This window comes from Paenibacillus sp. FSL F4-0243 (genome assembly GCF_037963295.1).
Classification (GTDB): Bacteria; Bacillota; Bacilli; order Paenibacillales; family Paenibacillaceae; genus Paenibacillus_AQ.
The window spans coordinates 5,241,373-5,259,343 of record NZ_CP150151.1 but is presented as its reverse complement, the minus strand read 5'-3'; the positions used below and the strand labels follow the sequence as shown (position 1 = coordinate 5,259,343).

Here is a 17,971-nt window from a genome sequence, read left to right as displayed (position 1 = left end):
TACATAAAGCAGAGAAAATGAAACCAGGTTTTTCATTATTGTTTATGATGTTGCGAATGAGGAACGACCATCTTTGATGGTTGTAATGTTGTGTGGAGCCCTCATATCTATTGGCGGATATAACTATTTGAAAAACAGAAAAGGTGTTTCTGGCCAACTGCGTAATTAATTGTGAGGGTCCAGTCCAGAAATGGGAGGTTAAGGTTGCTGATGTTTATTACATCAGAAATGAATTTGAATTTAGGATGGTTTTAGCATAAATGTGTATATATCAAATACCCCGTCTACCTTAATTGGTTAGCGGGGTTAATTTCATCTCTCATATACCCAAGCATGATCAGAAAACTGGCATATCCTACATTTGTATTCAATTACAAAGGAGGAATTCACGAATGGGCGAATTTGTTGGTGGATGCGGTATTGGAGAACGTGAACGTGAACGTGAACCTGAACGTTTTGTTGGTGGAGCTTTTACATCCACAGGTGCAATCTTGGTGCTCTTTATCCTGCTGGTCATCATTACAAAAGCCTGTATATTTTAAGTAGCATTAATTTACAAAGGAGGAATTATGATGGGTGAATTTGCTGGAGGGTTTGGCGGAGGTTTTACTTCTACGACTGCAATTCTGGTTCTGTTTATATTGTTGGTAATCATATCTAAAACTTTCTTGATTTAAGTTTCAAACCTCCCACTATGACCAGCACCTATAGTGGATATCTGCCAGTAGATACTTGCGGATTTGTAATGAAGATAATGAAAGTTGCCCCCATCAACATTAAGTCGTTGGGGGTAGTTTATGTTTATACGATAAACTCTGTAAATACTGGACTACGTAGCATGACTGATTTGGTCCAGATCCTCATTCTAACCTTTGCCCACAGTAGGGGCTTTAAATGGATAGAACAGGTGCAATCTTGGTACTGTTTATCCTCCTTGTAATTATTTCTAAGACTATCTTGTTATAAAATGTTAGCTGAACTCTCAATCGTTTAATCCGTCAGCACAACTGACGGATTTTTTACATATGGGAATGAGTATCGCCCAAATAATTGAAATGATATATCTCGATAAAATAGGTGAAATTACTCAGCGGAAGATTGAAGTGGATATGCCACTGAAACGGCTATCATATGCTCATAACCGATTGGTCGGGGGTTCGAGTCCCTCAGGGCCCACTTATCAAAAACCCGTACTTTGTAAGGTTTTTTTGCTGTCTATAGGCACATAGATTCAAAGGGAAGAGAATTAGGAAGGCCCGAATTTCGAGTTTGCTAACGGATTTACTGATGCAAGATTTATCGCCATGCGCTTACCGCAGGGATAGTTTAAATCTTTTGAATGCACTAAAGAGCAGAGGAATTTAATAAATTTTAAATAGAGGTCTGACATTCATTTGAAAAAAGTAATATAATTATTAAATCAGTGTGTAGAGATATTGGTCTTTTAAGTGGGCCAAAAATATATGTCTCATGATACGTCTGCCATCTGAAATATGATTCACGGAGATGACAAACATGCATGGAGACACAAGACTGCCCAGAAACGGAAAAGAAGGTATATTATTTTTACTCATTATTTCAATCATTTCAGTAAACACTATTGCCCCTATTATTGTGGGGTTGGAACGTGGCTTCAGTAAGGAAGTGTATATAGATACACTAAAGGTTATTCCGTTTATGTGGATGATCGTAGTTTTATCCGTAAGATTAGTTGCAGGGCCGATTGTTGGAAAAGTGATGCCAAAATTCATGGGACAAACCGATGGATTTAATGCTAGGGTGCTGTTGAATACTTTATTGAATGTTACAGTGTTATCTATTTTACTATCGATTATCGGCACATGGGTTGGGACGAAACAAATAAGTCTAGAGCCACTTAAAAACTTCCTTCATATCTGGCCAAGAAACTTTGGTATAGCATTTTGGATTGAACTGTTGGTTGCTCAGCCGATAGCAAGATTTGCGATGAAAACATTACACACAAGACAGGATCGTAAAACAGAAAGTGTAAATGCGTAACTAGCTGGAACGTTGTATACGAATAAGAATCTCAGGGACGTCCATGGTGGGCGTTCTTTTTTTGAGTCCCGTTATCATAGCAGTATTGAACATGTAAAAGAGCCATCATAGGATTAACCTACAACGGCTCTTTTATACTTAGAATCTGATATTCTGACATGACGCAATGCAAACCATGCAGTCAACACAAAAAGGGCGCTGTCGCAAAGCCATGAAATGGTTTTGCAGCAACGCCTTTTTTTGTATCCAGCTAGACTTTTCTAATGGGTATGGTGCCCGAAAAGTTGTCCCAATCGTTGTTCCTATCGCTATACTCTCGGTTTCCGACCATCATTCTTATGGTTTCATACTATCCCATAGCTGCTGGAATGCCCCGGACTCGACCTCGAAGAATACAGGTGCCTGACCGTAACGTACTAGCCCTTGACCAAACAGCGTCAGCTCTACCCGGGCGTTGTCTTCCAGCTGGAGATAGAGAACCTTGCGGTCTTCGCTGTCGTAGATGCCTTGCGCGATAAGTGGCTCTGCTGCCAGCGGTTTGGCTGCTTGGAGTGCCTTCAAGAAGCCATTAAGCGCCTCGTCGTCAGCGAGCGGTGTGTACTGCTGCTGTCCGTTGTTCCAACTGTCGAAGTTTTCCCACTGTGCGGAAGTAATTCGACCTTCCAGATTTAGCTTGCCAAATAGGTCTGCGCCACTGTTTACGGTGATCCCGTTTGTATGCTCATACAGTTCGGCGAATACTTCGCCGTTGATTTCCGAATAGGACATAATCAGGAAATCGGAATCATATCCCTTCACGGAATAGATATCCGTTTCGCCGATGTTAGAAGCTAACTCAATATATTTGTCTTTACCGCTCCATTCATCGATACCACCTGTAGTACGTCCCAACTTGTCACCGCGCAGAGCGGCAGCATCGGCTGCGTTGATTCGAGTCGCAGACTGTGTATAAATGTTATCTTTATATACGACTAGAGCGATCATATCTGCCATAACGCCAGATTTGGTATCTGGCAGTTCCAACTTGGGGATAACAATGCTTCCGGACGAATTTATGCCAGAATTGTCTGGTTGGTTTGGACCTGGAGTTACCTGAGCGATTTGCCCTTGAGTACTCTGGTCATTTAACTGCTGCCATATATTAGGTGCAGCTAAGCCGATCCCGGCGGCGAGGACGATACTTGCCGCGATATAAACCGTCTTGCGTGGACGTTTCCGCTCCTGCTGTTGCTCCAGTTTGTCGATCAATTCTTTTTTCATCTCTTCACCTGGTTTCATAGAATCCACCGCTTTCTTGTATAATGTTCGAAACTGATCTTCTTTCATTGTGATTCCACTCCTTCCAGCTCCAGTTTTAACAGTTGCCGTCCCCGCTGAAGTCTCATCTTCACGGCAGACTGACTAATCTGCAGAATCTTGCTGATTTCCTGGATGGGATAGTCCTCGTAATAATAAAGATGGATTACGGTTTTATACTTCATAGGCATCGCCATAACTAACTGCAGTAGAGCCAAATCCTCGGGGGTGTCTACCGCAATCGGCTCAGCATTTTCCAGTTTAACCTCGCGCTTGCGCCAGCCTCTGCCCAGTAATGTTTTACAATGATTGGTGATTACCCGGATCAGCCATGCTTTCTGATGTTCAGCGTCTATGAACTTTGGTGCTTTTTCTATCAGTTTGATGAAGGTGTCCTGAGTGGCCTCTTCGGCATCTTGGCGGCTGCCTAAATGGACCAAAGCAATCCGGAACAGCATATCTGCGTAGATTTCGTAACTCTTTATCACATGATTTCCCGGCCGGGTCATGGATCGTTGCATGATTCTATGCCCCCTTTACCTATAACACCATTTAGGACGGCATTTGGTCACATTATGTTCCTGAGAAAATTTGTTAGCGTCTAGATCAAGGGTTAGAATCTAAAAAAGGCGCGATTGCCCCAGCAGCCATATCATGACTACTGAGACAATCGCGCCTTTATAATAGAAGTTCCCCTTTACGGGAGGCCCTCCTCAATATGTTTATATGTATAGTTTGGATCAAACCTTTTTACAAGAGCCATGCTATATTGATAAATCCGATCCTTCTCTTTTCGATAAAAGTATCTTGCGTTAGGTTCATCTGCAAAAATCACCGTTGTACTTACGACGGGAGCCTTACTAATCTGGGTGTGTACTTTATAAAGATCTTCATTCTTATAATCTCTCGTAGCTACCAAATAATGAATCACTTCATTGTCCATATGATTTCGGAAGGCCTGAAGCGCTAAAGAAGCGACTCCATATACAATAACGAAGGTAATAAGGATTATTTTTGTTCTTTTCTTCATTAATTCCCTCCATTTAGCTAAAATGTATATATTATAAGATAATATATTGTGACTGGTATGTCATATCTATTGTATCTTGTAATCTACACATTAGAAGGGTGGAGAGAAAGATGACGCAGCAAGAAGAAAAAATACAGGAGCTGGAGCGGCGAATTAAGGTATTGGAGAATCATACTAGTCCCAGCCTACCAGGTCTCAGAATCTTATGGTTTATTATTTGGGGAGTTGTGGGTATGTTCCTCATTCTAATTCTTATTGGTTTGATTCAATTTGTCGCATAACAGAGCTTATAATTACAAATAAGGCAGCAAATTTCCTGCCGATAGTTAAACCCGCGTAGGTAAAGAATTGCCTGGGTATACTATACTTGCTGCCTTTTTATTATGAACTTACACAAATCATCTTCAGTCTTCTTTGGGTTCTTGCAATAAAATGGAGAAGGTCCCCGTTTCATGATCCACTTCAATCGACTCGATCCCAACAAAATCCGGAATTTCGGGGTGTACTGCATCTACGTTATAATCTGGATGAGTCATCAATAATTCAATTACTTTAATGGCTTCCATATCGATCCCCCTTGCGAGAAATTCCACCATAATTAATGGTCCTTCATTGCGACTACCCTTATTATCTCCGCAGTCATTATTGAATATGTGTTAATCGTTCTTCGTTTCTTCCCATCACGGCCAATAATTGCCCCTGAAAAACACGTCTTTGAATTTGATCAATCCGCTGTAAAGCCAGCTCGCTTGGCACTTGAAATTCTGCTGCAAGATAGCTGATTGCATCTTCCCGTTGCTCAGGCAATGTCATGCGGGAGATCATGGAGTAGGGCATAGCTGCATAAAGAATAAATCGCTCAGATTCATCCTCCTGTGCCCGCGTAAAATGTTCTGGCATCAATATTTGATCAGTACCATGGCGGAGCAGATGACAGAGCTCATGGAGAAACTCTAGCCGCTGCAGACTGGCTGGAAGCCGGTTGTCAATAAACATGGTGTACATCCCCGCTGATGCTTCGATGCTCTTGCTTCTTACATCCAAATAATGAACCCAAATATTAAGCCGTTCTGCAATATAAGCAATCGAAATTTGCGAAGGCTGAGTAAGGTTCAGACGCTTGTATAAATCTTCTGTCCACTTCTCCAGCGCAGTCATTTGATAATAGGATTTCATGTTATTCATATCATTCACCTCATTCAGAATCAGTTATAGGATCGTATGTTCGCATAAATGAGCAAAAGAAAAGCCCGAAGGCTATGTAAAGTAAAAAACATAAGGACACATAAGAACGAGTGTTCTCGTGTGTCCTTAGCATAAAGCAATTAAACACTAATATCAAGTGTTTTTCCTAAATTCGGAGCAACGCTTTTGCCCAGCATTTCCACCATCGTTTGACTCTGGGTTTCAGCCTGATTTTTGGCAATATTCATGACTTGTATTCCTACATTTTGAGCTAAGGATGCCTGGCTCATTGCCATTGATAATGCGGCTATATCCATATTGCACCTCCTTCGTGTATATCCTGTTTATCGACAGTGCCTACCTAATTCATTAGGTGAATAGCATTTGTTTGCCAGTTCGCCCAAACGGCTTATCTCCTTTTTACATATCTTGTGCTGTAGTCATTAATCATTAGGAGGAATTAATTATGGGAATGGAACATTGTGGTTGTAACGTAGGTCCTGTAGTAAGCCCAGTAAATGTAGGTCCGGTGTGTAGTCCTTTTACTTCAACAGGAGCTATTCTGGTACTCTTCATCTTGCTGGTTATCATCACTAAAGCTTGCTTATTCTAAGCTAGCTGATGCACATTGTAGCCCCATCCGGTATACCGGATGGGGCTATTCTTTTGAAGCACTGTTCACGTTAGCTTATTATTTGAACATAAATTCTACGCGGGTTCCATCCGCATAATCTTCTAACTGATTGCCAACCCAGCTTCCTGCGCCGCGGTTATCTTTTGGGGTTATGTATTCAATGTCGGCCCCTTTGCCGCCTTCATTACACATGGCCATGGGCCATTCATCGCGGTCGTAGCCTTTTTTGGTGGGGATCCCTTTTAAGGATTCTTTGCGGTTGTCTTCAGCCTGCTCACGGTTAATCGTGCACGTCGCGGACTCCCCTTTAGCAATCGCGTCCTGAATGTGCTTAGCAGTCTCAGGATAACGATCTGATGGGAAGATCAGCTGAACAACTTCTGAATCAGATGTGGACGAGGGGGCTGACGGATCTCCGTTCTGTTCATACCAGTAACCGCCCAAAGCAAGTAACACAATAATGATGAGACTGGTGAGTAATTTCTGTATTTTCAAATCTGCTCCTCCTTTTTTGGAACTTAAAATAGTATATCTTATATCATAATGCAGTGCGATTTAATATACTTAGGAAAAATAAGAGGAGGACGGAATTGGATATGGAGTATTTGATTACGATTGAAGATCAGACGCTTATAGCCTCTGCTGAAGATATTATTACTAGACGCTATGAATGGGGAAGACACCATGTAGGGGCGGCGCTCCGTACTAAGACGGGGGAAATCTTTACAGCGGTACATGTAGAAGCTAGCATGGGACGAATTACAGTCTGTGCAGAAGCGATGGTGATTGGAAAAGCGATATCCGAAGGCTACAAGGAATTTGATACGATTGTTGCGGTAAGGCATCCTGATCCGGACAGCGAGGAAAGAGAAATTAAAGTAGTTTCTCCCTGCGGGATGTGCCGTGAGTTAATTGCTGATTACGGGAAGGATTGCAAAGTTATTGTATCCGAGGACGGCCGGTTAGCTAAATATGATATTTCTGAATTACTACCGCTGAGATATACAAGGTAAATTGGAGATTTAGTCAGGAGCCGCCGGGCTCCTTTTTTTATTGAGCCGTGAATTTATTCAGCAGTTCCTTACACTGTCCTAAATTAATTTACAACTTCATGTCCATTCGCTGAGTTCATGTCACTATTGTCCCCATACTATAACTTAAAAAAGTTAAAAGGATGTGAGAGTGGATGGAACAGCGCAATCTTCGAAATATGGTTGATTCGGCATCGAGGTTTGTGAGCGATGTTCAGTGGCAAATCGCGTATCGTAAATTGCAAATGGCTCCGGCGGATTCGGAAACGGTACCTTCTGCTCAGAAATTGTTGAATACCCTTTATTTTCTGCAAGGAAAAGGATGGATTAGTGGACAACATGATTATTTGGAGAGCGCGGATGAGTTCAATGGGAAGCTGAAAAATACTAGCGGGCAATACGCCGCCCTTCACGGCTATGAGCTGGGGGCAATCAATAATCAGACGGCGGCACTAATAGACAATCAGCGGGATTGGGTCGTTAGCAGCGCTATTCGCTGGTATAAAGACGGTGGAATCGTAACGATTAGCTATCACGCACAGTTGCCAGGGACTGCGCCAGCTTGGGATAACGTATCTACGAGCATAAGCAACGCTGATTTTGACAAATATATAACCCCGGGTACCTCTCAGTACAACGCACTGATCGCTGATCTGGATAAGATAGCCCTTTCTTTAAAAAAACTAAATGATGCAGGAGTTCCTGTGCTCTGGCGGCCGTATCATGAAATGAATGGCGGATGGTTCTGGTGGGGGAAGAAGATCAACTACGTGGGACTGTGGAACCTTATGTTTGACCGTTTCACCAGCTATCATAAGCTGCATAATTTATTGTGGGTCTGGAGCCCAAACGCCAAAAATCAGTGGAGTGATGACCCTGCCGAATACTACCCAAGCGGTGACAAAGTAGATGTGCTGGCACTAGATATCTATGATGGGGATTTTAAGGGGAGTCACTATGATAGTCTATGGGATCTGGGTCGTGGAAAAGTGATTGCGATTGGAGAAAATGGAGAGCTACCGTCCCCTGTACTACTATCTAAATCACAGCCTAAATGGTCTTATCAGATGACCTGGGGCAAGCTTCTTTATGAGAAGAATACCGATGCGGTAATTAGAGCCTTTATGAATGACAACTTTGTATTCACGCGGGAAGAGTATGCTGCTGAGGCGGCAATTGTAGCCTCTGAGGGAGACAGTGTGCTGCAGAGTGGACTATGGGGGCAATATTACAATAACATGACTCTTAGCGGCGCACCTGCGCTGACGCGAACCGATGCTAACATCCAATTTTCGTGGAAACAGGGTTCGCCTGATCCAGCCATTCGTGTCGACGCTTTCTCTGTACGGTGGAGTGGAAAACTGACTGCAGCCTATAGTGAAACCTATACCATTTACTCCTCCTCTGATGACGGGGTACGGGTGTGGATTGATGGAGGGCTGATCATTGATAGCTGGGTGAATCAGAGTGGACAGGAACGAAAAGGCAGTGTGAATCTGATAGCTGGCAAGCTACATGAAATAAAAGTGGAGTACTATGAGAATGAGGGGGACGCGCGAATTGTATTGCAGTGGGAAAGTCCTAGCCAACCCAAAGGGATTATTCCAGCAGGAGCGTTTTATCTTCCATAAGACGATATCCGAACTGATTCGAGCATCGGAATATTAGCGAAAAAGCCCCGGATTTCGGGGCTTTTTTTAATGTGAAAGAATCTTAGATTTGTTCACGGTAGCTAATGTTGTTGGCGATCTTCTCGTCACGAACAGCTTTGCGCAGAACATCCTTGACGGTTTGGGCATCATGGATTTTTCGGAAAAGAAGCTGCGGCGCTGAGGCATCATCAGAAAATACAGTTAATGTACCGATGCCGAGCATCCGGTCCATGATAGATTGTGCTACGGATAAATCGCGTACACGCAGTAATTCGATTTCTTCGACATTTTTACCGATAAGTCCGGTCTTTACCATAATGCGCTGGCTTGTAATGGTGTACGTAGTCGTGTTTAGGCGTACGATTCCTTTGAGGCGATCAGAGATACTGGCTGGTTTGCCTTTCCAGAGAACGACTTCTTGAATAGCATTTTGATTTGCTGATGGACGGCGGGCGGTCACTGGAGCAGTGCCGTCAATGCTAGATCCGCATTCTCCACAAAATTTAGCGCCCTGCTTATATTCTGATCCGCAGGTTGTGCAATAAGGCATAAATACTCTCCTTCCCTGATTACAATTGAAATAATTATAACATAATAGTCATTTTACATAAATTTCATTTGCGCTTTACACAAACCGACATTATTCTGTTAAGTGGAGGGATAAATAATGAAAAAAGTGTTACTAATAGGAACGCTAATGCTGACTGTCATCCTTAGCGCCTGCAGCAATAATAATTCAACTTCATCGGCTCCTGCCTCGGAAGAAGAAGTGCAGGAAACCGTGCAAAACTTCTACAATGAAATGTCTAAACTTGATGAATTAGGAAAATCATCTTTAACGGAGTTCAACGAAGCTATTGCTGCTTATTCAGCAGGAGAACTTTCGGACAGGCAGTTGGAGAAGAAGATTAACGAATTCCAAAAGACCGCAACAGACTTATCCAATCAGGCTGAGAAAGTGAAAATTTCCTCTAGCTTGCCCGAAGACATTCGTAAACTGCTTGATGAGTCCAAAATTGCTTTTCAAAGTGCTTATTCTCTAAAAGAACAGGCCTCTCAAGGTGCTGATTCCGCAGAGGTCACTGCTGAGAAGTTCGAGGAATTGAATCAGAACGCTGACGTCGCGATGCTATACGGCATTTCCAAGCTTAATGAAGCAAGAGAAGCAACAGGGCTCATCGATGCTGATGGTCAGTCCACCGCTGAATCAGAGAAAGTTCAAGAATAGATCGAAATTTAGACGCTGAACAGTTCAACTGTCAGCGTCTTTTTGATGCGATTTTGAGCTTGAGTAGAGGTAACACTGCCAATCCTATAAATAAGCCGGCTACGATTCCTTTTGTGAGGTCTGAGAGGGTACTGCTTCGATATACGAGGGGGTATAGACACAGGAATAATACGGGAATTAGGATGAGCAGGGCATTGTTTTTTTTCAAGTGGAAAGCTCCTCTCAATTAGATATTCAATATTATACAACTTTTAGATAAAAGAGGAGGATTTTAAAGTGGGATCTTTTTCCTGATTATTGATTATTCAGCGAAGGTGTGGATATAATACAAACATACGTTCGTGTGTAGCGGAATAAGTATAGAAATTAGGGAGGGGTTACCATGGGCAAAAAGCTGGAGAAAAACGGACTGTGGGAAAGTAGTCGCATGATGCTGCCGGAGCATAAGGTAAGAATTATTAGGGATGAACGGGAGACCCTGCGCCGCATTAAGCCTATTCTGGATGAGCAGAAGCTGGAGGAGATCGAATGTACACTGGCCTTATCGTTACGGAGTCATGTGCGCGTCACTGTTGTGCTGTTTGATCCTTTTGAGAATACGACAATTAGTGGTTTTGTGACTTCCATTCACACCCACTCGCGTGAGTTTAAGCTACAGTGGGCGGAGGAATGGAAGTGGATCAATGTAGATGATCTAGTGGAGGTTTACATCGTCTAATGCTGAGAACCGCTGACTTCACTTTTTTCATAAGCAATTAGGGTCACCGTTGGGTTGCCGGTCAGATGTGCAATGGAAGCTTCGGCATTTCGAATAATTTCGAGTGCTTCTTCCTGCTCGCTCAGGGCAGCAACTTTATAGCTATCACTATGAATGTCCATATGTGTTCCCACCTTTCGCTAATATTTTGCCCTTTTTTGTAGAAATGATCCAAGGTGAAGAAGCTATGAATAGGTGCTTTTCAGGGGAGATCTCGGGGATACCGGGGTCTTTTTTTAAAATATAAGAAAGTATAAGTTATGCACCTATCCTTTATGTCTTATATTTCTCGCTTAAACGCTTATCGTCCTTCCTTATATGGACGCCGAAGACATTTATGCTTGTATGCTAAGGCAAGCAGGGGTATTAGTACAAGCGAATGGGAAAGCGGGATCATTGATTATACCAAGGGGTGATACTATGCTGACTTTAGATCAAGTGAGGGACAAATCGGCGGCGAGGCTTGTTGGGCTTCATCCTGTTTTGGCAGCAGGGGCGAAGGCTTTGATACAGCAAAGCTATGCCAGAGGAGTGCCCATCGTTATTACTCAGGGATTGCGGTCGATTGCTGAACAAAATGCCTTGTATGCGCAGGGGAGAAGTAAGCCTGGACCTATAGTTACCAACGCCAAGGGTGGAACCAGCTATCACAATTATGGCCTTGCGTTTGATTTTGCGCTTTTGCTGCCGGATGGAAATAGTATTTCCTGGGACATGAATCGTGATGGTGATAAAGATAAAATAGCGGACTGGCAAGAGGTTGTACAGGTGGGAAAACAGCTAGGGCTTGAGTGGGGAGGAGACTGGACGTCTTTTAAAGATTATTCACATCTGCAAATGGCCTTCGGCTTAACTACGACTCAACTTCGGGCAGGTAAACGTCCTACGACGGATCAGGTCAATGAAGCTTTAAAAAGAATTACTGGGGAGGATGACCAGGTGAACAAAGACGTTAAAGTAACGATAACCTTAAACGGCACTAAACTTACGGATGGTGTTCTTGATACCGGCGTAACGTATGTACCCGTGCGTGCTCTGGCTGAGGCGCTTGGAGCAAAGGTTACGTATGACGCAGCAAGCAAGACAGTGAATGTTGTAAAAGAGTAAAGCTATTCATGTATAGACAGTGCCACCCAAGGGGAAATTATCAGTGATAACTAACCATAAAGGGAGGCATAACACTGTGAACAAGCTAATAACAAGCCTTGCATGCGGTACTGTACTGTCAATGAGTATAATGGGAGCTAGTTACGCTAATCCAATCGGGTCAGCCGCTTTAGGCGGTATCCCGAACGCGAATACGGGCATGGATGGTACCGTGAATAACACTCGGATGATGAATACGGAAGGCAATCTAATGAACGGCACCACGGGAACGATGAATCAGCATGAGAGCATTATGAAAGATAAGATTCGCACAGGGGAAAATTATAGACCTAACACCAATAACTACAATGAAAATTACACCCGGGATAACTACAACAGAAATACGGTAACTCCACTATCCAACACTACAACGGATGGTAGATATCGGGCAACCAGCACAACTACCAATACTGGGACTACCAGCAGAGGATCAAACTGGGGCTGGCTCGGATTGCTTGGACTCTTGGGCCTTGTCGGAATGAGAAGCAGAAGTGACGAACGCAGATAATCGACATGCCTAATAACCCGTGTCGGCATATGCTGGGACGGGTTATTTTTAATGTGATAAAACTTTTTTTGAAAAAGGGATTGCGCGTTATCGATATTCATGATATTATATTTCTTGTCGCGTTATACGTAAACATCGTATGAAGCAACAACACATAATATGCCGGGGTGGCGGAACAGGCAGACGCACAGGACTTAAAATCCTGCGGTACGTGAGTACCGTACGGGTTCGACCCCCGTCCTCGGCATCACAGTGAAAACCTTGAGAAATCAAGGTTTTTTTGTTTTTCTTGATTATTTTCAAAAGGGGATTGTATTTAGAACAATTATTAAGCGCACAGGATTTACTCCTTTAATTATGGAGTTTTGTCATGAAAGGTACCCAACTTACTAGCAAGGTCCTCTTCCCCGGTTAAGACCTCGACCATGATGCCCGCCCCCAAGCGAAATCCATACTTGAAAATAGATGTTAACTCCATACCATGAGTTTGAGCATATAATTCTAATAACGCTTCTAACTCGTCGAATTCCTCCTCTGAAAGTCGCTCCTTCCAAATCTCTATGATTTCAGATGTTTTTTGGCTTAACTTAAAGTATTGCGGGTCGTTAGATATGACATTTTCATCTGGATGCAAGTTACCATGATATAGCTTCTCTAAAAGACTCCTCATTTCCTCATCCCCTTCTTTTATAATGTACTTTGTATTCAACAGTGATTTTTATAAATGGATTATTGTTTTTGACATATCAGAGCTTTCTTGAATGAATCATATCATAGATTATCATCATTTTGTAGAGTATACTACGTGGATTTTATGGTTAAGACAACTAGATAATGAATCTAAAAGAGGTATTACCTTGAAATCAGAAGAAATATTTGGGCAAGTATTAAGGACAATTCGGAAGAAGCAAAAGATGAGTCAAGAAAAATTAGCGTTCCAAAGTAACCTTGACCGAACCTACATATCTATGCTGGAACGTGGCGTTCACCAGCCTACCCTAAATTCTTTGCTATCTCTTGCTGAAGCTTTGAACATGAAGGCATCGGAGTTAGTGGAGCTTGTGGAGGAAAAGATATCTGAAACCAAATAAATATATTTTTAATGAGAAAGAATGATTGATGCTGGTCATTCTTTTTTTATATTTACGCGTGCCTACCAAGCTAGTAATGCTCATGTTTGTAATAACTGTAGCAGTTTCATGGGACAGCATTTCTTGTATATCGATGGTCGTAAAACAATTTCATGTGGATTGGATGTGTGATGTGAAATATGTTTACTTTTGAAAAAGGTCAAAGATGGATATATGTATTACTACTAGAAGAAGGAAAGCTTTACGTAGGACAAACCGACAATCTAATAAAAAGAATGAAAAAACATGGCACAAAAAAAGGCGCTGAATGGACTAATATATATAAACCAATTAATTTCCTTAAAATAATAGATAACGGTATTTGTACAGAGGATGAGGAACTGAAAAAAGAAAATGAAGTAACAATTGAAATGATGAACGAATACGGATGGCTAAATGTTAGAGGGGGGAGCTATTCTAGTCCTAATGAACTTCTGATCTATGAAAAGTTAGTAGATAATAATTCATTGCCTTTTGATATAGAACAACCTTTACATAATCCAAAACATATATTGAAAATATCTAAAGGAATGAATCGAAATAAAATTAAGCTTGATCTTTTCAAAGAATTTGATGAAGTAACAAAGGCAACAATATTCGCCTCTATAAGTGGTACATTTGGCTCAAGGACAAATAATGATGATAAACTTTATGCCCTTGACCTAGAAAAAATCACAGGATTATGGTTATCAAAGAATGAAACTAAGTATCTACAAATATCGCGAGAGGAAGTATATGAACAATTTGAAAAGTTAAAAAGAAATAAGATCGATTATAAAACAAAAAACAAAGGGGATTTACATATTGAAATATGATCAAATAATATTTTTGTACTGAGTTTTCGATTGTTTGGTTCACTACATTACAGCAGATTCCGCTACACACTCCCAAAAACCACTCATCGTTTCTATTCCTCCTATAATTTATTTTGATTAATATTTCCAAGCTTTAAGGCTTCTGAGCGTTCCATAGCCAACACCAAATAAATAAGATGCGGCTGCTCCTGCGCCGGGAAATATTGCTGTACCAAGTGCTAGACCAGCGCTTGTTTCCCGGCATTTTCAAGTGCTTTATCCATCTTTCTCACCCGCTTTCAGAGATTAACTCAAAAAAACGGTAAGAGCGGCAGCTCTCCCCGTTGTATGATGATTCTATTTTGTTTACTGCTTAGTCCTTGGTGAATTAAGCACTCAACTAACTTAAAGAGATATTCGACGGAGTTGCCGCCCAACCAATAAATAGAGACAAGATGATTTTGTAAATGATATAATTAGGGATTTTTGTGAATAAAGTGATGTTACGTTGTAACTTGCTTATGAATTTCAACCAGAAGGTATGGAAAGAAGAACATATATTTCAATCATGACTTTAAATCCTCCAATACAATATTAATGATGCTTCTTTAAGAGTAGCATTTTCTTGTTTTTTGAAGAATGGAATTGCTGAATTAACAGCATTTTGTACAATGGGAATGGCCTTATAGGCATGTATATATTCTTTGATACCTGGATAATGCCGATTGGTGAGCATGCTCTTTTTCCTGAGCTTTGAAATAATAGAATACGTTTGCTTTTTTTATCAATCCGGATTGTATGCACTGTCTTATTTCTAAATAGAAAACGAACACGCCCACGCCTTTTTCAACAATGAAATCAGGATGGGCAAAAGTACTTAACCGCTCGTATAACTGTTCATTTGTAATCAGTGATGACATAGGATGATTAGTGAAGTTTAACTTCACTAATCTCACTCCAGCTATTCCATTTACAATCATATAGGCCAAAGCCCATCCAATATAAAAACAATAAACAAACCAAAGACCAGACCTCCGATTATCATAAAAGCAATGCATGATACAGGAATTAAGCCGTAATACCATTTTCTTTAGCCTTTCATAGGATTCTCTAAGACTATTATAGGTTCTTGGGCAAATATATGCTTTCCTGGAGCGTTATTCATCATTATATTTCCTCCAATTTGATTGATAAGCTATTTCAATAATTAAAAGACCAACTGCCCTTCAAGTTTCTTTCTTGTTTTCAATAATCATATTTGTGTTGTCCATCAATACTTCCAGTAGACACTGCTTAATGGTTTCAGGGTTTATAGTTAAAGCTGATTGATGGCAACCGCTTCTCGCACCTCCCTTCGAATCATACAAAGTTAAATAGATCAACTAAGGTGATCTCCAGAGCAATTGATATTTGTTCTAGTATTTTGATCGTAGGGTTCTTTTCACCACGTTCAATCTGACCGATGTAGGATGTGTTAACTCCTGCATTTAGTGCAAGCTGCTCCTGACTGAAACCATTTTTTAATCGTAAAATCCTGATATCTTCCCCAATAGATTCGATGCTGTTCATTTCCCGTCACCCCTAATCAAACGATAGAATTTTTTGGTAGGAGGCTCAACAGGATATAGTGCGGATTTCAATGCCTATAGTAGAGAATTGATACGGAGTGTGGTTAAACCGTGGATAAAAGTATTAAAGAGGGGTTTTAAACTGATTATCTGAGGAACATACAAATCGTAGTTAGTGAAATTTAGAAATGACCATGCTCTTTCAGACTGTAGAAGCGATTGCCACCAATAATTACATGATCAAGGACTTCTATTCCTATGATTTCCCCAGCGGCTATGAGTCGTTTTGTCAGATTTACATCCTCAATTGACGGATCCGGGTCACCGCTCGGGTGGTTGTGAGCGCAAATGAGTGAGGCGCTACAGCGTCTAATCGCTGCATGGAATACTTCTCTGGGATGGACAATAGCAGCGTTCAGAGAGCCTACGGAGATGACTTCTTTGAATATGAGGCGGTTCTTAGTGTTGAGGAATAGGCAGATGAAGTGTTCTCGCTGTTCGTAACGCAAGTCTGATTCGAGTAAATGGAAAACATCTTTAGGACTACGAATGATATGTTGATCCTGATCAGGTAAGCTCAGTACCTTTGCAAGTTTTAACATAGCGGTAATTTGCCTAGCTTTTCCTTTGCCGATTCCCTTTATAGATACTAATTGTTGCTCTGATACATCCATTAGTTCTGTAGTTGTAGGAAAGCGCTGGAAAAGCTCTTGAATTGTGTAGCTGTCATTGCTTTCTCTTAATGATTCTGATACTAATTGTCTCAAATCATTCTCTTTGATCTGTTGCATAATGTTTATCCTTCCAAATGAATTCTGATTATCATTTGTATAATATAGATATCAAATTTTCGAATTTGCGACATATTTACATATTAACTATGAGTAGAACGCATGTTTGGGAGGACGTGGTAACTTTTTGGCGAATTATGTATTTTGATATAGTTCTAAAGCTTAGAAGATTTTGGATCGGTCAGGTTTTAGCTTCACAAAGGTAATTATACCCTTGCCGAGGCAGGCAAGAAGTCGCAGGCTGTTTTAGGGTTGATATGCATAAAAATAAGCAAATAGATAATATAGGAGGATTGTTATGTACTTGGTAAAAGAAGAGAACCCCATTTGGGATAATGAGAAGGAAAATATCGTAGGTAATGTAGAAGTAGGGACTTTTAATCTGGAAAATGTCGTCGTTGGCGAAGAACTATGCCAAGAATGGTTTAAGCTAATTGATGACAATGTTGGAGTGTTAGGTTTTGGTTGGATAGATTATAACAATAATAATTTTGAAATTTCAGTGGCAGTCCATAAAGATTATCAAGGGTCTGGTTCTGGATCAATTATTATTGAAGAACTAGAACGTATCGCTAAGGAAAAAGGTTTTAATGAGGTTCGCGGAATAGTTAAAAGCTCAAATCCGAATGCAGTAAAAATGATTGAATGGTTATATAGGAAAAATTATAAAGCATATTGGATGGGGCTTCAAAGAATGGAACCGAAGAGCCAGGAGTTTGCAATAAACGCGGTTCGAAAGTTAGATATTGAGTTAATAAAAGAACTAACTTAATGAGATGATTTTTAGAAGATAACATAAATTTATTCAGGGTTAGGGAAGGGATACATACAGTTAAGCTTTGAATGGGCACGCGAGATTAGGCATCCCTATTAGAGTGTGTCTGAAACTAATCATAATGGAACTATTCAACAAAATCATAGTGGAAGCCAGAAAAGCAAAGCTCAAAAATTGTCCCAGGCCGTACAAAAATTCGTTCAGTCTACCCGTTTCCCCCGGGTCAAAGGGATCTTTAAAGTCATTACTGCCTGCTAAGTCCGCCGGGAAATTCGTTACAGGACAAGAGCTGTATTAAGTTAGAATAGTTGTTGGCCTTCTAGCTGCTCTGAGTCTGCTCATGACTACACACTAGCAAAAATGTTGAATGGAAATGAATAAATACTATCAATAGTTTCATTCAATAGTTTCATTGAAAAATTATACA

26 protein-coding genes, 1 tRNA gene and 1 pseudogene are annotated in these 17,971 nt (G+C 41.0%); 16 read left to right on the top strand and 12 right to left on the bottom strand.

All coding sequences use genetic code 11. From position 1 onward, the window contains the following. Positions 1-392 precede the first annotated feature (392 nt). The 4 genes and pseudogenes from NSS87_RS23450 to NSS87_RS23435 all read left to right on the top strand — a co-directional run bounded on the left by NSS87_RS23450 (position 393) and on the right by NSS87_RS23435 (position 2,019). Positions 393-542, top strand: coding sequence for a dihydroorotate dehydrogenase (locus NSS87_RS23450; protein ID WP_197071333.1), 150 nt, complete (start codon positions 393-395; stop codon positions 540-542). 30 nt (positions 543-572) lie between these two features. Further along, a complete protein-coding gene (locus NSS87_RS23445; RefSeq protein ID WP_231573505.1) occupies positions 573-677 on the top strand; it encodes a YjcZ family sporulation protein in 105 nt (34 codons plus the stop codon). 226 nt (positions 678-903) lie between these two features. Next, positions 904-966, top strand: a pseudogene (locus NSS87_RS23440) (YjcZ family sporulation protein); the annotation flags it as partial. A 549-nt stretch (positions 967-1,515) separates the two neighbouring features. Then, the gene (locus NSS87_RS23435; RefSeq protein ID WP_339243098.1) at positions 1,516-2,019 is read left to right on the top strand and encodes a hypothetical protein; all 504 of its coding nucleotides are present in this window, start codon (positions 1,516-1,518) and stop codon (positions 2,017-2,019) included. Positions 2,020-2,355: 336 nt separating this feature from the next. On the opposite strand, the gene NSS87_RS23430 is transcribed toward NSS87_RS23435, so the two are convergent. The 3 genes from NSS87_RS23430 to NSS87_RS23420 all read right to left on the bottom strand — a co-directional run bounded on the left by NSS87_RS23430 (position 2,356) and on the right by NSS87_RS23420 (position 4,345). Further along, entirely contained in the window at positions 2,356-3,345 is a 990-nt protein-coding gene (locus tag NSS87_RS23430) for a hypothetical protein (RefSeq protein ID WP_339243097.1), read from the bottom strand. Further along, positions 3,342-3,836, bottom strand: coding sequence for a sigma-70 family RNA polymerase sigma factor (locus NSS87_RS23425; protein ID WP_339243095.1), 495 nt, complete (start codon positions 3,834-3,836; stop codon positions 3,342-3,344). The genes NSS87_RS23430 and NSS87_RS23425 overlap by 4 nt, the downstream gene beginning before the upstream one ends. A 176-nt stretch (positions 3,837-4,012) precedes the next feature. After that, complete coding sequence (locus NSS87_RS23420; protein WP_076299638.1) at positions 4,013-4,345, bottom strand: DUF3139 domain-containing protein; 333 nt, start codon at positions 4,343-4,345, stop codon at positions 4,013-4,015. 110 nt (positions 4,346-4,455) lie between these two features. Between NSS87_RS23420 and NSS87_RS23415 the strand changes: the two genes are divergently transcribed. After that, the gene (locus NSS87_RS23415; protein ID WP_179086700.1) at positions 4,456-4,626 is read left to right on the top strand and encodes a hypothetical protein; all 171 of its coding nucleotides are present in this window, start codon (positions 4,456-4,458) and stop codon (positions 4,624-4,626) included. Between the two features lie 123 nt (positions 4,627-4,749). On the opposite strand, the gene NSS87_RS23410 is transcribed toward NSS87_RS23415, so the two are convergent. The 3 genes from NSS87_RS23410 to NSS87_RS23400 all read right to left on the bottom strand — a co-directional run bounded on the left by NSS87_RS23410 (position 4,750) and on the right by NSS87_RS23400 (position 5,847). Further along, the gene (locus NSS87_RS23410) at positions 4,750-4,911 is read right to left on the bottom strand and encodes a hypothetical protein (RefSeq protein ID WP_179085777.1); all 162 of its coding nucleotides are present in this window, start codon (positions 4,909-4,911) and stop codon (positions 4,750-4,752) included. A 76-nt stretch (positions 4,912-4,987) separates the two neighbouring features. After that, positions 4,988-5,530 carry an ImmA/IrrE family metallo-endopeptidase gene (locus NSS87_RS23405; protein ID WP_231573332.1) on the bottom strand — a complete coding sequence of 181 codons (543 nt, stop codon included), beginning with the start codon at positions 5,528-5,530 and terminating at the stop codon, positions 4,988-4,990. A gap of 140 nt (positions 5,531-5,670) precedes the next feature. Then, the gene (locus tag NSS87_RS23400; protein ID WP_076098563.1) at positions 5,671-5,847 is read right to left on the bottom strand and encodes a YjfB family protein; all 177 of its coding nucleotides are present in this window, start codon (positions 5,845-5,847) and stop codon (positions 5,671-5,673) included. A 149-nt stretch (positions 5,848-5,996) separates the two neighbouring features. On the opposite strand from NSS87_RS23400, the gene NSS87_RS23395 reads away from it, so the two are divergent. Further along, the gene (locus NSS87_RS23395) at positions 5,997-6,143 is read left to right on the top strand and encodes a hypothetical protein (RefSeq protein ID WP_156113170.1); all 147 of its coding nucleotides are present in this window, start codon (positions 5,997-5,999) and stop codon (positions 6,141-6,143) included. A 78-nt stretch (positions 6,144-6,221) separates the two neighbouring features. On the opposite strand, the gene NSS87_RS23390 is transcribed toward NSS87_RS23395, so the two are convergent. Further along, positions 6,222-6,653 carry a NucA/NucB deoxyribonuclease domain-containing protein gene (locus NSS87_RS23390; RefSeq protein ID WP_339248645.1) on the bottom strand — a complete coding sequence of 144 codons (432 nt, stop codon included), beginning with the start codon at positions 6,651-6,653 and terminating at the stop codon, positions 6,222-6,224. Between the two features lie 107 nt (positions 6,654-6,760). On the opposite strand from NSS87_RS23390, the gene NSS87_RS23385 reads away from it, so the two are divergent. Next, a complete protein-coding gene (locus tag NSS87_RS23385) occupies positions 6,761-7,177 on the top strand; it encodes a cytidine deaminase (protein WP_339248644.1) in 417 nt (138 codons plus the stop codon). Between the two features lie 173 nt (positions 7,178-7,350). Next, positions 7,351-8,826 (top strand): glycosyl hydrolase, encoded by a 1,476-nt coding sequence (locus NSS87_RS23380; RefSeq protein ID WP_339243092.1) that lies wholly within the window; start codon positions 7,351-7,353, stop codon positions 8,824-8,826. 82 nt (positions 8,827-8,908) lie between these two features. On the opposite strand, the gene NSS87_RS23375 is transcribed toward NSS87_RS23380, so the two are convergent. After that, positions 8,909-9,397 carry a PH domain-containing protein gene (locus NSS87_RS23375; RefSeq protein WP_339243090.1) on the bottom strand — a complete coding sequence of 163 codons (489 nt, stop codon included), beginning with the start codon at positions 9,395-9,397 and terminating at the stop codon, positions 8,909-8,911. Positions 9,398-9,514: 117 nt separating this feature from the next. On the opposite strand from NSS87_RS23375, the gene NSS87_RS23370 reads away from it, so the two are divergent. Together NSS87_RS23370 and NSS87_RS23365 are read left to right on the top strand one after the other, a co-directional pair. Continuing rightward, a complete protein-coding gene (locus tag NSS87_RS23370) occupies positions 9,515-10,075 on the top strand; it encodes a hypothetical protein (RefSeq protein WP_339243088.1) in 561 nt (186 codons plus the stop codon). Positions 10,076-10,457: 382 nt separating this feature from the next. Continuing rightward, positions 10,458-10,793, top strand: coding sequence for a YolD-like family protein (locus tag NSS87_RS23365; RefSeq protein WP_042130171.1), 336 nt, complete (start codon positions 10,458-10,460; stop codon positions 10,791-10,793). On the opposite strand, the gene NSS87_RS23360 is transcribed toward NSS87_RS23365, so the two are convergent. Continuing rightward, the gene (locus NSS87_RS23360) at positions 10,790-10,954 is read right to left on the bottom strand and encodes a hypothetical protein (RefSeq protein ID WP_179085776.1); all 165 of its coding nucleotides are present in this window, start codon (positions 10,952-10,954) and stop codon (positions 10,790-10,792) included. The genes NSS87_RS23365 and NSS87_RS23360 overlap by 4 nt on opposite strands. 298 nt (positions 10,955-11,252) lie before the next feature. Here NSS87_RS23360 and NSS87_RS23355 point away from each other — a divergent pair, with 298 nt between their 5' ends. From NSS87_RS23355 to NSS87_RS23345, 3 genes are all read left to right on the top strand, one after another. Further along, the gene (locus NSS87_RS23355) at positions 11,253-11,939 is read left to right on the top strand and encodes a M15 family metallopeptidase (protein ID WP_042190775.1); all 687 of its coding nucleotides are present in this window, start codon (positions 11,253-11,255) and stop codon (positions 11,937-11,939) included. A gap of 76 nt (positions 11,940-12,015) precedes the next feature. Next, complete coding sequence (locus tag NSS87_RS23350) at positions 12,016-12,486, top strand: WGxxGxxG-CTERM domain-containing protein (RefSeq protein WP_339243084.1); 471 nt, start codon at positions 12,016-12,018, stop codon at positions 12,484-12,486. A gap of 161 nt (positions 12,487-12,647) precedes the next feature. Continuing rightward, positions 12,648-12,733: transfer RNA gene (locus tag NSS87_RS23345), tRNA-Leu, on the top strand. A 108-nt stretch (positions 12,734-12,841) separates the two neighbouring features. On the opposite strand, the gene NSS87_RS23340 is transcribed toward NSS87_RS23345, so the two are convergent. Next, complete coding sequence (locus NSS87_RS23340) at positions 12,842-13,156, bottom strand: DUF6809 family protein (RefSeq protein WP_339243083.1); 315 nt, start codon at positions 13,154-13,156, stop codon at positions 12,842-12,844. Positions 13,157-13,247: 91 nt separating this feature from the next. Here NSS87_RS23340 and NSS87_RS23335 point away from each other — a divergent pair, with 91 nt between their 5' ends. Both NSS87_RS23335 and NSS87_RS23330 read left to right on the top strand, forming a co-directional pair. Beyond that, entirely contained in the window at positions 13,248-13,577 is a 330-nt protein-coding gene (locus tag NSS87_RS23335) for a helix-turn-helix transcriptional regulator (RefSeq protein WP_339243082.1), read from the top strand. Positions 13,578-13,756: 179 nt separating this feature from the next. After that, entirely contained in the window at positions 13,757-14,431 is a 675-nt protein-coding gene (locus NSS87_RS23330) for a GIY-YIG nuclease family protein (RefSeq protein ID WP_339243080.1), read from the top strand. Positions 14,432-15,769: 1,338 nt separating this feature from the next. On the opposite strand, the gene NSS87_RS23325 is transcribed toward NSS87_RS23330, so the two are convergent. Both NSS87_RS23325 and radC read right to left on the bottom strand, forming a co-directional pair. Continuing rightward, positions 15,770-15,979, bottom strand: coding sequence for a helix-turn-helix transcriptional regulator (locus NSS87_RS23325; RefSeq protein ID WP_339243078.1), 210 nt, complete (start codon positions 15,977-15,979; stop codon positions 15,770-15,772). Between the two features lie 181 nt (positions 15,980-16,160). After that, positions 16,161-16,769 carry a DNA repair protein RadC gene (radC, locus tag NSS87_RS23320; RefSeq protein ID WP_339243076.1) on the bottom strand — a complete coding sequence of 203 codons (609 nt, stop codon included), beginning with the start codon at positions 16,767-16,769 and terminating at the stop codon, positions 16,161-16,163. A 298-nt stretch (positions 16,770-17,067) separates the two neighbouring features. On the opposite strand from radC, the gene NSS87_RS23315 reads away from it, so the two are divergent. Then, complete coding sequence (locus NSS87_RS23315; protein ID WP_339243074.1) at positions 17,068-17,541, top strand: GNAT family N-acetyltransferase; 474 nt, start codon at positions 17,068-17,070, stop codon at positions 17,539-17,541. The last annotated feature ends 430 nt before the right edge of the window (positions 17,542-17,971 follow it).